General features: G+C 51.5%; 10 protein-coding genes. 2 read left to right on the top strand and 8 right to left on the bottom strand.

Translation table 11 applies throughout. The features are described 5' to 3' along the window. Positions 1–35: 35 nt before the first annotated feature. Positions 36–1,352, bottom strand: a complete 1,317-nt coding sequence (locus DT73_RS24550) for an MFS transporter (RefSeq protein ID WP_036116555.1) — start codon at positions 1,350–1,352, stop codon at positions 36–38. A 431-nt stretch (positions 1,353–1,783) separates the two neighbouring features. On the opposite strand from DT73_RS24550, the gene DT73_RS24545 reads away from it, so the two are divergent. Next, complete coding sequence (locus DT73_RS24545; protein WP_036116553.1) at positions 1,784–2,698, top strand: LysR family transcriptional regulator; 915 nt, start codon at positions 1,784–1,786, stop codon at positions 2,696–2,698. A 242-nt stretch (positions 2,699–2,940) separates the two neighbouring features. Here DT73_RS24545 and ssb1 read toward each other — a convergent pair whose 3' ends face one another. Continuing rightward, the gene (ssb1, locus tag DT73_RS24540) at positions 2,941–3,489 is read right to left on the bottom strand and encodes a single-stranded DNA-binding protein SSB1 (protein WP_036116551.1); all 549 of its coding nucleotides are present in this window, start codon (positions 3,487–3,489) and stop codon (positions 2,941–2,943) included. A gap of 259 nt (positions 3,490–3,748) precedes the next feature. Here ssb1 and uvrA point away from each other — a divergent pair, with 259 nt between their 5' ends. Next, entirely contained in the window at positions 3,749–6,574 is a 2,826-nt protein-coding gene (uvrA, locus tag DT73_RS24535) for an excinuclease ABC subunit UvrA (protein WP_036116548.1), read from the top strand. A 7-nt stretch (positions 6,575–6,581) separates the two neighbouring features. Here the strand turns inward: uvrA and DT73_RS24530 are convergent, their stop codons facing one another. The 6 genes from DT73_RS24530 to dnaB all read right to left on the bottom strand — a co-directional run bounded on the left by DT73_RS24530 (position 6,582) and on the right by dnaB (position 12,303). Continuing rightward, entirely contained in the window at positions 6,582–6,935 is a 354-nt protein-coding gene (locus DT73_RS24530) for an MmcQ/YjbR family DNA-binding protein (protein WP_036116546.1), read from the bottom strand. Next, the gene (locus DT73_RS24525; protein ID WP_036116544.1) at positions 6,932–7,357 is read right to left on the bottom strand and encodes a secondary thiamine-phosphate synthase enzyme YjbQ; all 426 of its coding nucleotides are present in this window, start codon (positions 7,355–7,357) and stop codon (positions 6,932–6,934) included. Before DT73_RS24525 ends, DT73_RS24530 begins: the two co-directional genes overlap by 4 nt. 134 nt (positions 7,358–7,491) lie before the next feature. Beyond that, a complete protein-coding gene (gene aphA / locus DT73_RS24520; RefSeq protein ID WP_036116542.1) occupies positions 7,492–8,202 on the bottom strand; it encodes an acid phosphatase AphA in 711 nt (236 codons plus the stop codon). 166 nt (positions 8,203–8,368) lie between these two features. Further along, a complete protein-coding gene (locus DT73_RS24515; RefSeq protein WP_036116540.1) occupies positions 8,369–9,562 on the bottom strand; it encodes an amino acid aminotransferase in 1,194 nt (397 codons plus the stop codon). Positions 9,563–9,793: 231 nt separating this feature from the next. Beyond that, positions 9,794–10,873 (bottom strand): alanine racemase, encoded by a 1,080-nt coding sequence (gene alr, locus DT73_RS24510; RefSeq protein ID WP_036116538.1) that lies wholly within the window; start codon positions 10,871–10,873, stop codon positions 9,794–9,796. 14 nt (positions 10,874–10,887) lie between these two features. Further along, positions 10,888–12,303 (bottom strand): replicative DNA helicase, encoded by a 1,416-nt coding sequence (gene dnaB / locus DT73_RS24505; RefSeq protein WP_036116608.1) that lies wholly within the window; start codon positions 12,301–12,303, stop codon positions 10,888–10,890. Between the last annotated feature and the right edge of the window lie 69 nt (positions 12,304–12,372).

Raw genomic sequence — 12,372 nt, 5'->3', positions numbered from 1 at the left:
ACCTCTCTTCTTTTTATCTATCTCGATAAAGTTAATTAATGCTTCAAAGGGTCATTAATAAATAATTCGGGTGTATCCTTCCAGACTGGTGGGTTTTTCCATAAAGGAATTAAAATCACACCAGAGAGCACAGCCATTACAGAGGAGACAATAATTGTGAATGAGTGGCCATAGGTGGATATTAAATAAGCCGACAACACCCCACCATAAATACCACCCATTCCTTTAGCTGTCGCATAAAGCATCCCGTAATTTGCGCCAGAAGCCACCTCGCCATAGTAATATCCAACAATTGACGCAAATAACGAGTACAACGCTCCCCAGAAGAAGATGGATACAATACAGCTGACGATATAACCGGTAGCACCACCTGACTCAGCAAAATACAATGCCACCAGAGAAAACACCCCGCACAAGATATAAAATACGGACATTGTTTTATCGACACCGATAATATCTGCTATCCATCCCCCCACAACGCGGCTGAGCCCACTGGTAATAGCTATACCAATTGTCACCACAGTGCCGGCAGTCAGGCTAAAGTGGTATGCAGCAGCAAATTTAATACTGTTGGAGATAAACGTCAGCCCGGATGCAGAGACGAGAACAAATGAGGCAATCAGCATCCAGAACTGCCAGGTATGCATGGCTTCACCCATGGTAAATTGCTTCTCACACGGGCGTTTTCTAATTTTCTTATTGGCAGATATGGCGGCTGAAAACTGAGACCAACCTTTTGGCGGGTCCTTCATGAACAACCCGGTGATAATAATCACCCCACCAATGATAGCCGCCATCATGTAGATAACATTAAAAAATACACTGTCTGGCGCGCTGTCCGGGATAGCCCGGATGGGGAAAATGAATGGAATCGCCCCCCAGGAAAACGCAGCGGAAATGATACCTATGGTGATATTTCTGTGGTCAGGGAACCACTTATTGCAGGTGGTTACCGCTGCGTTATAGACAAAACCGCAGAAGAAACACCCAATACACCAGAATACAAAAATCGCGGTATACGAGAGCGACTGGCCAAAGGCACATGCCAGAATCCCCAAACCGGAGATAACCCCGGCAACAACTGATACCACCTTGGGACCAAACTTATCTCTTAAGATACCACCGGGTAATGTTCCAAATGCCTGGAAGATAACAAAGGCACTAAACATTAATGAAAGTTTGGTTGGTTCCCAGCCATAAATTTTTGCAAAATGCGGTGCAATAACTGACCAGGCATATTCATAAGGACTAATTACAGACATCGCGAGAAAAGCCAGAACAAATAGCCACCATCGGCTAAAGCCCAGGATTTCTTTATCTGTGCGATCCTGTTGTCTTACCATATCGCTCATTTTAAATCTCTCCTGTTTAAGGAATTATCAGAAATCGATGTTCTACTCGGTGTATTTAAAAACGTATAAATTTGGCTGTTCGCCCCTTTGGCTAATGCTTCCAGGGCAATCAGCATTTATTTTCTAAACCAGATCGAAATAAATATTTTCTGGTATTGTGACAATTGCCACTTTCATTTTTATTTGTAGGGTACAGAGGCGGGCTGATAACTCATCACACAGGATTTTGGAGTAAATCCAGTGTTACGAATTCGTTTTATTACGTAACACAACTAAATATGCCCACTCTTTTTGAGAGCTTCCTCAATGATTTTTTAAAGTTAGCAAATTAAGTTAGTAAATGTTTTTTCACTCCGCCTTCGAACCTAATTAAGACCCAGGTGAATGAATGTGGGAAACGTTTTTTATTTATCAGTTGATGAACAAAACTCATGAATCTTTCAAATATATCATTACGCCAGCTACGTATCTTTCTGGCAGTCGCAGAACATCAGGGGTTCAGCCGGGCAGGTAACATGGTTGGGCTAACGCAATCAGCAATGAGCCACAGCATCAGAGATTTGGAAAATGAGCTCGGGATCAAATTATTTGATCGCACAACACGCGAGGTGTTTCTTACTCAGGAGGGGCAATATCTGTCTGGGGAATTACGCCGGTTAATGGGAGAACTGGAAGCCACATTCAATAATGCATGGAGCCGGGGGGAACAGCACAGCGGGCTGGTACATGTCGCCACCAGTCCAACTATTTCTGCCGGGATCATGCCGCACTGCATTAAAAAGCTGATCAATAAATACCCGCAGATCAACGTGATGATCCATGACCAGGTCCAAAAGCAGACCATTCAGAAAGTGGTAAATGGTGAAGTGGATTTTGGCGTGATTGTCGAGCCATCAACGCCTTCAGATTTGCACACCGAGACTTTCATGGAAGAACCGTTCTGTCTGATCCTTCCACCAACACATAAGCTCGCCCGCCAAAAGAAAGTGGAATGGGGCCGTTTAAAAAACCAGGATCTGGTATTACTGGATGACTCTTCTGGTAGCCGTTCGTTAATTGATAACGCCTTAATTCGCAATGGCGTTACTCCCCATGTCGTTCAGGAGCTGGGGCATGTGGCCACGATATTCCGTATCCTTGAATCCGGTATTGGTGTGTCGATCATTCCGCAGATAGCCTCATCTGCCGTTGAGAAACTGGGACTGGTGTGCCGCCCGCTGTATCCAACAGAAAACCGGAAGTTGCAATTAGCCCGCCGCCATAATCGCTCACTCTCACCCGCGGCTTCTGTAGTGTGGAACATGATACAAAATGATTTAACCCTGAGCCTGCCCGTAAGGCCATAGTGGCCCGGCGCAAAGCCCTGCATACAACACACGACCGGGGGTTTTCCCCTGTAACGACAGTGAACACAGATAAGCAGATAAGCAGATAAGCAGATAAGCAGATAAGCAGATAAGCAGATAAGCAGATAAGCAGCAGAGAAATATAAATGATGAACCGCAACAAAAAGGCCGCAATGTTAACCATTGCGGCCTTGCCGAAGCGCTGCGCCCCGGAATAAATACGCTTAATTTAAAATGCGCACTTAGAACGGAATATCGTCGTCGAAATCCATTGGCGGTTCGTTAGACGGTGCTGGTGCGCTCGGAGCCTGTTGCGGACGAGACTGCGCGCCGCCACTGAATGCAGCGTTATTGCCTTGCGGCTGCTGCGGCTGACCCCAGCCACTCTGCCCGCCCTGGTTACCCTGGTTGCCACCCATTGGTGCACCACCCTGGCCACCCTGACGACCACCCAGCATTTGCATGGTGCCGCCAACGTTAACCACGATTTCAGTCGTGTAACGTTCCTGGCCACCCTGATCCTGCCATTTACGGGTGCGCAACTGGCCTTCAATATAAACCTGTGAACCTTTACGCAGATATTCACCTGCGACCTCAGCCAGCTTGCCGAACAACACAACACGGTGCCATTCAGTCTGCTCTTTCATTTCGCCGGTCTGCTTGTCACGCCAGGATTCGGAAGTAGCCAGCGTAATGTTGGCTACTGCGCCACCATTTGGCATATAGCGTACTTCCGGGTCCTGGCCCAGGTTACCGACGAGAATCACCTTGTTTACGCCTCTGCTGGCCATGATAGTCTCTCCTGAAAAACGGTTAGCGATAGTTTAAACGCGGCATTCTAACACGCCAGTTAAGCAGATTATAGTTGCGATAATGCTTCCAGGGTATCGTTGTACGTTACATGCTTTACATAGAAACACTGGATATCCATTCAGGTTTTATTGTGTCATAATTAGCCGTTTCGGGTCGCCGGCTTTTCGTCTTGCTGGTTTTTAGTTGTAAAAACAAGGGCGAGAACCGGGATGACTGCATTTACTCCGGGGAAGGTGAATGGACAAGATAGAAATTCGGGGCGCCCGCACCCACAATCTGAAAAACATCAATCTGGTCATTCCGCGCGATAAACTGATTGTTGTGACGGGGTTGTCTGGGTCGGGTAAATCATCACTGGCATTTGATACACTGTATGCAGAAGGCCAGCGCCGCTACGTTGAGTCGCTTTCAGCTTATGCGCGCCAGTTCCTTTCACTAATGGAAAAACCGGATGTTGACCATATTGAAGGCCTCTCCCCGGCGATTTCTATTGAACAGAAATCCACATCGCACAACCCGCGTTCCACCGTTGGTACTATCACTGAAATTCACGATTACCTGCGCTTGTTGTTTGCCCGTGTAGGTGAACCACGCTGCCCGGACCATGATGTCCCGCTGGCGGCGCAAACAGTGAGCCAAATGGTTGACAATGTGCTGGCGCAACCTGAAGGCAAACGCCTGATGCTGCTGGCTCCCATCATTAAAGAACGTAAGGGTGAGCACAGCAAAACGCTGGAAAACCTGGCAAGCCAGGGCTATATCCGTGCACGTATTGATGGCGAAGTTTGCGATCTGTCCGATCCGCCCAAACTGGAACTACAGAAAAAACACACCATTGAAGTGGTTGTGGACCGGTTTAAAGTGCGCGAAGACCTGGCTCAGCGCCTTGCGGAATCATTTGAAACCGCACTGGAGTTATCTGGTGGTACTGCCGTTGTCGCCGACATGGACGACACCAAAGCAGAGGAACTTCTGTTTTCTGCAAACTTCGCCTGCCCGATTTGCGGGTACAGCATGAGCGAACTGGAACCTCGCCTGTTTTCCTTCAACAACCCGGCAGGTGCCTGCCCAACCTGTGACGGGCTGGGTGTGCAACAATTTTTCGACCCCGAGCGAGTGATCCAGAATGGCGAGCTGTCACTGGCTGGCGGCGCGATCCGTGGCTGGGATCGCCGTAATTTTTACTATTTCCAAATGCTGCGTTCACTGGCCGATCACTACAAGTTTGATATCGAAGCCCCCTGGGACAGCCTGGGCGCCGACATTCAAAAAGTGGTGCTGTATGGTTCCGGTAAAGAAACCATTGAATTCAAATATATCAACGACCGGGGCGATACCTCCGTGCGCCGTCACCCGTTTGAAGGGGTGCTGCACAACATGGAGCGCCGTTACAAAGAGACGGAATCCAATGCAGTGCGTGAGGAACTGGCGAAATTTATCAGTAACCGCCCCTGCGCCAGCTGTGGAGGCACCCGCCTGCGCCGCGAAGCCCGCCATGTATTTGTAGAAAACACTCCGCTGCCAACTATTTCTGATATGAGCATCGGCCACGCCATGGATTTTTTCAGAAACCTGAAACTGTCCGGGCAACGGGCCAAAATTGCTGAAAAAGTATTGAAAGAAATTGGCGACCGCCTGCAATTTTTAGTGAATGTCGGGCTGAATTACTTAACGCTGTCCCGTTCTGCGGAAACGCTTTCCGGTGGGGAAGCACAACGTATTCGTCTGGCAAGCCAGATTGGCGCCGGGCTGGTTGGGGTGATGTACGTACTGGATGAACCTTCTATTGGGTTACACCAGCGTGATAACGAACGCCTGCTGAAAACCCTGATTCACCTGCGTAACCTGGGTAATACCGTTATTGTGGTGGAGCACGATGAAGACGCCATTCGTGCAGCAGACCATATTATTGATATTGGGCCCGGAGCCGGGGTTCACGGCGGGAATGTGGTTGCCGAAGGGCCACTGGCAGATATCCTGGCGGTTCCTGAATCGCTGACCGGCCAGTACCTGAGTGGTGTGCGTAAAATTGGCGTGCCGAAAAAACGCGTCCCGGCAGACCCGAATAAAGTGTTAAAACTGAGTGGTGCCCGGGGCAATAACCTGAAAGATGTCACACTGACTCTGCCCGTCGGGTTATTTACCTGCATTACCGGGGTTTCCGGTTCGGGTAAATCCACACTAATTAACGACACCCTGTTCCCGATTGCCCAGAAGTTACTGAATGGTGGCTCCAGCATAGAGCCTGCGCCTTATCGGGAGGTTCAGGGTATTGAGCATTTCGATAAAGTCATTGATATTGACCAGAGCCCCATTGGCCGCACCCCACGTTCTAACCCGGCAACCTACACCGGCATTTTCACCCCGGTGCGTGAGCTGTTTGCCGGTGTGCCGGAATCCCGTTCCCGTGGTTACAACCCCGGGCGTTTTAGTTTCAACGTGCGTGGTGGCCGCTGTGAAGCCTGCCAGGGTGATGGCGTGCTGAAAGTGGAAATGCACTTTTTGCCGGATATCTATGTACCCTGCGACCAGTGCAAAGGCAAGCGCTATAACCGTGAAACCCTGGAAATTAAATACAAGGGTAAAAATATTCACGAAGTGCTGGATATGACCATTGAAGAAGCCCGCGAATTCTTTGATGCCGTACCGGCGCTGGCTCGCAAGCTCCAGACATTAATGGATGTGGGGTTGTCCTACATTCGCCTTGGGCAATCAGCAACAACACTTTCCGGCGGTGAAGCACAGCGTGTGAAACTGGCCCGGGAGTTGTCCAAACGCGGTACAGGCCAGACGCTGTACATTCTGGATGAACCCACAACCGGCCTGCATTTTGCCGATATTCAGCAGTTGCTTGAGGTATTGCACCAGTTACGCGACCAGGGCAACACCATCGTGGTGATTGAGCATAATCTGGACGTAATTAAAACTGCAGACTGGATTGTGGATCTTGGGCCGGAAGGCGGCAGTGGCGGCGGGGAAATCCTGATTTCCGGCACACCAGAAACTGTTGCCGAATGCGAGGCTTCCCACACTGCACGCTTCCTGAAACCCATGCTGAAATAAACCGGGCTTAACGGGAATATTGCTGCCTCAGGGATGCAGGCAGCAATTCCAGCGCCTGTTGCCAGGCATCTTCCACCAGGTAATAAATTTGGGAATCCGGCAGGCTGCCATCCAGCCACAGTGTGCTCCAGTGCGCTTTATTCAGCAGTGCACTGGGGAAAACATCTTCATGAGACTGGCGTAACAGCTCGGCCAGTGCCGGGCTGGTTTTTAGCGAAAGCGCCGGGCGGCCATCTACTTCGTGCAACATAGCGAACATCACATCCGCCAGTTTAATTTGTGTTGCGGCCCACTCGCGGTGCGCCGACTGTGTCACACCCGGTTTATTCATGCAGAACGTGAGTAACTGAGACTGGTTCATGGCATTGGCTCCCCTTGCAGCGTCACGGCAATACGCCGCGCGCCACCATGGATTCGGTGTTCCCCTAACCAAATCCCTTGCCATGTCCCCAGCAACACACGCCCGCGCTGTACGGGCAGGGCTAACGATACGCCAAGCAAAGAAGATTTGATGTGCGAGGGCATATCATCTGCCCCTTCGTAGTCGTGCTCATAATCACCCTGGTCCGGAACCGCGCGTAAAAAATGCCGTTCCATATCGCCCCGCACCGTGGGATCACAATTCTCATTCAGCGTCAGCGAAGCAGAAGTATGCTGCAGCAATAAGTGCAACAGGCCAGTATTCACCTGGCTGAGAGCAGGAATATTGCCGAGAATCTCCTCCGTGACCAGGTGAAAGCCACGAGGTTTAGCGCTGAGTGTCAGAATCTGTTGATGCCACATGGTGTTGGTCCCTGGTTAACAAAAAGCACATGCAGGCACACATGCCTGCGTGTTTAAGTGTGCAGCATTTTGCTAAAAGGTAAACCCTGTGGCATCACAAGCAGCACAACCAGGCCGTGCTGCCGCCCTGGCACTCAGTATTCGGAATTAACAATCACCTCTTCGCCAAATTTACCGGCAGAAGGCAATGGGCGATAGGTGGAGTTGGAAGCACGCAACACGCGAATACCACGGATACCGGCATCGCGCGCCGCAGTGATATCGCCATCAGAATCGCCGTAGAAAATGCGGATTTGTTTATCCACCAGCCAGTTTGTTTTCGTGTTCTGGCCGGGGTTATCGCCGGCAAAAATCACCGGGTTCATACTACTGGCGGGAATATGGAAATCGTCCTGCAAGGTTTTAGAGACCGTTTCTGTTTTTGTCTGGCTGCGCCCGGTAATAAACCAAATGCTGTCACCCCGCCGGACGTGCATATCAATCAAGGCGCGGGCCACTTCTTTAGGGATGCTGAATTCATCCCAGCCATTATTCATTTTTTCCCAGAATGCCGGGTTGCTCAGGTAGTCATTGCTTTCCGGAGAGAACATTTTTTTGCCGCGGTAAAAGCCCGGGCTTGAGAACAGCACGGTGTCATCAATGTCAAACCCGACAGCCATTGGTGGGCGGCCAAGCAGGCTATTTTCAATTTGCGCCACAGATACCCAGTGAACCGGTGCCTGTGCAGCCAGTTGGGCAACGTTAATACCACTATAAAGCGGTGGTGTGGATTCTTTGGCAACTGCGGTATGAGAAAAGGCCAGGCCCAGGAAGAGTGCGCCTAATGCGCGGGTCAGTTTATGCATGTTATCCCTGTGTATCACGGTGTTAGTTAATCTCGTTTTGCTCATCGCGTGAATCGAGGAAAACCTTAACGTTAAGCCGGTCCTGAGGGAAGGTTTTTTTATGCAGAAATAAGCAGAAAGTGTGATACCTGCCGGAATATTTCCACCCCGACAGGTAAGTAAGCACTTACATTACAGCAGCAAAGGCTTCGGCAACGCGGTTAACGTTACGGGAGTTAAGCCCGGCCACACACATGCGCCCACTGGCTATCAGGTAAACCCCAAATTCATCACGCAGGCGGTCAACCTGAGCGGCGCTCAGCCCGGTATAAGTAAACATACCTCGCTGTTTCAGGAAGTAGCTGAAGTCGTGGTTTGGCAGCGCCTGTTTCAGCGTTGCTACCAGAGCCTCACGCATGCTCAGAATGCGAACACGCATTTCTTCCACCTGGGCCAGCCAGTCGGCTTTCAGCGCCGGATCATTCAGTACCAGCGATACCACTTGCGCACCGAAATTCGGCGGGCTGGAGTAGTTACGGCGTACCGTGGCTTTCAGTTGCCCTAACACCCGGCTGGCGGTATCAGCGTCTTCACACACCACTGACAGCCCACCAACACGTTCGCCATACAGCGAGAAAATCTTGGAGAAAGAGTTACTGACCAGTGCCGGAATACCTGCGTTGGCAATGGCACGAATGGCATAAGCATCGTCATCCATACCCGCGCCAAAACCCTGATAGGCGATATCCAGGAACGGAATTAACTGGCGGGCTTTGAGCACCTCCACTACGGCATCCCATTCTGCCGGCACTAAATCAGAGCCAGTCGGGTTATGGCAGCAAGGGTGTAACAGCACGATGCTTTTTTCAGGCAAACCGGCAAGGGTGTCCAGCAGGGCCTGAGTGCGGACCCCTTTGGTTTCGTCATCAAACCAGGGGTAAGTACCCACTTCGAAACCCGCACCCGCAAAAATGGCAATGTGGTTTTCCCATGTTGGGTCGCTCACCCACACACCGGATTCAGGGAAATAGCGTTTCAGGAAATCGGCCCCGACTTTCAGCGCCCCTGAGCCACCTAATGTCTGAATAGTGGCAATCCGCCCTTCACGCAGCGCCGGGTGGTCTGCACCAAAGAGTAAAGGAGCAATGGCATTGCGATAGCCACCCAAACCTTCCATTGGCAGGTAAACAGATGCGCCATGAGGCGCGGCATTCAGACGGACTTCGGCTTGTGCCACTGCCCGCAGTTGCGGAATGGTACCGTCTTCATCGTAATAGAGACCGATACTCAGGTTCACTTTATCCTGGCGAGGATCGTCTTTGAAACGTTCCATCAGCGACAGAATAGGATCGCCTGCGTAGGCGTCAACGTTCTGAAACACGCGGGGGTTCTCCTGATATCCATTAAGTAGGGGTGCCGCAAACTAAGGTTGTATTTACCTGGTTTTATCTCACGCCTCGGCAGCGGATAAAGCAGGCAACAACACGCTGTTTAACGGAATTACCACAATAAACCGGAAGTAATGGGAAAGCGAGAGTAAAGCAGCGTGGATTAACGGTGGAACAATTTCAGGTGATATAACACCGGGCGGTAACCCGCCCGGATGAATGAATCAGTCAAGGTAGTGCATGGCGACACGAGATGTCAGGCGGGTAATAAGTTCGTAAGCACTCACTTTCGTTACTTCCGCTATGCGTTCGACGGGTAAGCCTTCTCCCCACATCACAACGCTGTCGCCGGGGTGTTCTTGTGCATCTGGCCCCAAATCAACACAAATCATGTCCATGGCGACCCGGCCAACCAGTGGCACTTCACGGCCATTCACCAGCACGGGCGTGCCTGATGGCGCACTGCGTGGATAGCCATCGCCATACCCCATTGCCACCACACCCAGGCGCGTATCGCGCTGGCTCACCCAGGTGCCACCGTAGCCTACTGGTTCACCGGCTTTGTGGTCACGTACCGCAATCAGGCTGGATGTCAGGCTCATAGCTGGCTGGAAGCCAAAGTCAGTTCCCCAGGGTTTGTGGTCCAGCGGAGAAACACCATAGAGAATAATCCCCGGGCGTACCCAGTCAAAATGAGACTGAGGCCAGAGCAAAATACCGCCCGAAGCAGCGATAGATTTCAGGCCAGGTTTGCCTTCAGCAAAATGGTTAAAAATAGCCAGTTGCTGTTCGGTCGCCCCCACTTCCGGTTCATCGGCACGGGCGAAATGGCTGACGATATTCACTGGCTGGCGCACATTTTTGCACTGGCTCAGGCGGGCATAAAATGCCTCTGCTTTTTCCGGGCGAACCCCCAGGCGGTGCATGCCGGTATCAAGCTTCATCCACACCGTGACGGGCTGGCTCAGCTGCGCCTGTTCAAGGGCTTCAAGTTGTTCTTCGCTGTGCACCGCTGTGTGGAACTGCTGGCTGGCGATAACCGGCAGGTCGCTGGCATTAAAAAAACCTTCCAGCAGTAACACAGGTTGAGTGATGCCCCCTTCGCGCAGGCGGATGGCCTCTTCCAGGCGGGCAACGCCGAACGCATCGGCATCTGGCAGGGTACGGGCAGTTTCTAACAAACCATGCCCATAAGCGTTTGCTTTCACAACTGCCACCAGGCGGCTGGACGGAGCCAGTTCACGCAGGCGTTGCAGGTTATGTCGCAGAGCGCGGCGGTTAATCACAACAGTTGCCGCTTGCATGTTTATTCCTTCAATTATTCTTCGTCGTATTGCGGGCCTGCATAGTTATCGAAGCGCGACCATTGCCCGTTAAAGGTCAGACGCACAGTCCCGATAGGGCCGTTACGTTGCTTACCGATAATAATTTCCGCGATGCCTTTGAGATCACTGTTCTCGTGATACACCTCATCGCGGTAGATAAACATAATTAAGTCGGCATCCTGTTCAATGGAGCCGGATTCACGCAAGTCTGAGTTGACCGGGCGTTTATCTGCACGCTGTTCCAGTGAACGGTTAAGCTGTGACAGCGCCACCACCGGCACCTGCAGCTCTTTTGCCAGCGCTTTCAAAGAACGGGAGATTTCGGCTATTTCCAGAGTACGGTTGTCGGACAACGACGGCACGCGCATTAGCTGGAGGTAGTCGATCATTATCAGGCTTAAGCCATCGTGCTCACGGAAAATACGCCGGGCGCGAGAGCGAACCTCTGTCGGAGTCAGGCCGGAAGAGTCATCAATGTACATATTGCGCTTCTCCAGCAAAATCCCCATGGTGCCGGAGATACGTGCCCAGTCCTCATCATCCAGTTGGCCGGTACGGATACGGGTCTGGTCGACGCGAGACAAAGACGCCAGCATACGCATCATTATCTGTTCCGCGGGCATTTCCAGGCTGAAAATCAGCACCGGTTTATCCTGCAACATGGCGGCGTTTTCGCACAGGTTCATGGCGAATGTGGTTTTCCCCATGGAGGGACGCGCCGCGACAATAATCAAGTCTGACCGTTGCAGGCCTGCGGTTTTCTTGTTGAGGTCCTGGTAACCGGTATCTACCCCGGTCACGCCATCGTGCGGTTGCTGGTAAAGCGTTTCAATACGCGCAACTGTCGCTTCCAGGATCTGGTCAACAGATTTGGGGCCTTCATCTTTGTTGGCGCGGTTTTCTGCTATCTGGAAAACCCGGGACTCAGCCAGGTCGAGCAAATCTTCACTGGTGCGCCCTTGTGGGTCAAACCCGGCATCGGCTATTTCGTTGGCAACGGCTATCATTTCACGCACAACAGCACGTTCACGGACGATATCTGCATAAGCGCTGATATTCGCTGCACTTGGCGTATTTTTTGATAACTCAGCCAGGTATGCAAAACCGCCAACACTTTCCAGTTGCCCCTGGCGCTCCAGGGACTCCGACAGCGTTATCAGGTCAATGGGGTGGCCGGTTTCCTGCAGACGGTGCATTTCCGTAAAAATAAGCCGGTGCTGCCGGGTATAGAAATCTTCCGAGACTACGCGCTCGGCAACATCGTCCCAGCGTTCATTATCCAGCATTAACCCGCCCAACACTGACTGCTCCGCCTCAAGAGAATGCGGAGGAACTTTCAGCCCGGCCACTTGCAGATCACGCGGTTCGCGCGGCTCAGCGGGTTTGTTGAAGGGTTTATTTCCTGCCATAGTGAAAGGGTTTACCAAAAATTGAACGGGGAAACGTGGCATTATACCTGAAAACCGTCAGTTTGCAGG

Source organism: Mangrovibacter sp. MFB070, from assembly GCF_000705335.1.
GTDB lineage: Bacteria > Pseudomonadota > Gammaproteobacteria > Enterobacterales > Enterobacteriaceae > Mangrovibacter > Mangrovibacter plantisponsor.
The sequence above is the reverse complement of the archived record's forward strand: the minus strand, read 5'-3'. Positions and strand labels throughout refer to the sequence as shown.

Excerpts from the sequence above, each read along its gene's own strand:
- DT73_RS24550 (WP_036116555.1), bottom strand. The coding sequence starts at position 1,352 with ATGAGCGATATGGTAAGACAACAGGATCGCACAGATAAAGAAATCCTG.
- DT73_RS24545 (WP_036116553.1), top strand. The coding sequence starts at position 1,784 with ATGAATCTTTCAAATATATCATTACGCCAGCTACGTATCTTTCTGGCA.
- ssb1 (WP_036116551.1), bottom strand. The coding sequence starts at position 3,489 with ATGGCCAGCAGAGGCGTAAACAAGGTGATTCTCGTCGGTAACCTGGGC.
- uvrA (WP_036116548.1), top strand. The coding sequence starts at position 3,749 with ATGGACAAGATAGAAATTCGGGGCGCCCGCACCCACAATCTGAAAAAC.
- DT73_RS24530 (WP_036116546.1), bottom strand. The coding sequence starts at position 6,935 with ATGAACCAGTCTCAGTTACTCACGTTCTGCATGAATAAACCGGGTGTG.
- DT73_RS24525 (WP_036116544.1), bottom strand. The coding sequence starts at position 7,357 with ATGTGGCATCAACAGATTCTGACACTCAGCGCTAAACCTCGTGGCTTT.
- aphA (WP_036116542.1), bottom strand. The coding sequence starts at position 8,202 with ATGCATAAACTGACCCGCGCATTAGGCGCACTCTTCCTGGGCCTGGCC.
- alr (WP_036116538.1), bottom strand. The coding sequence starts at position 10,873 with ATGCAAGCGGCAACTGTTGTGATTAACCGCCGCGCTCTGCGACATAAC.
- dnaB (WP_036116608.1), bottom strand. The coding sequence starts at position 12,303 with ATGGCAGGAAATAAACCCTTCAACAAACCCGCTGAGCCGCGCGAACCG.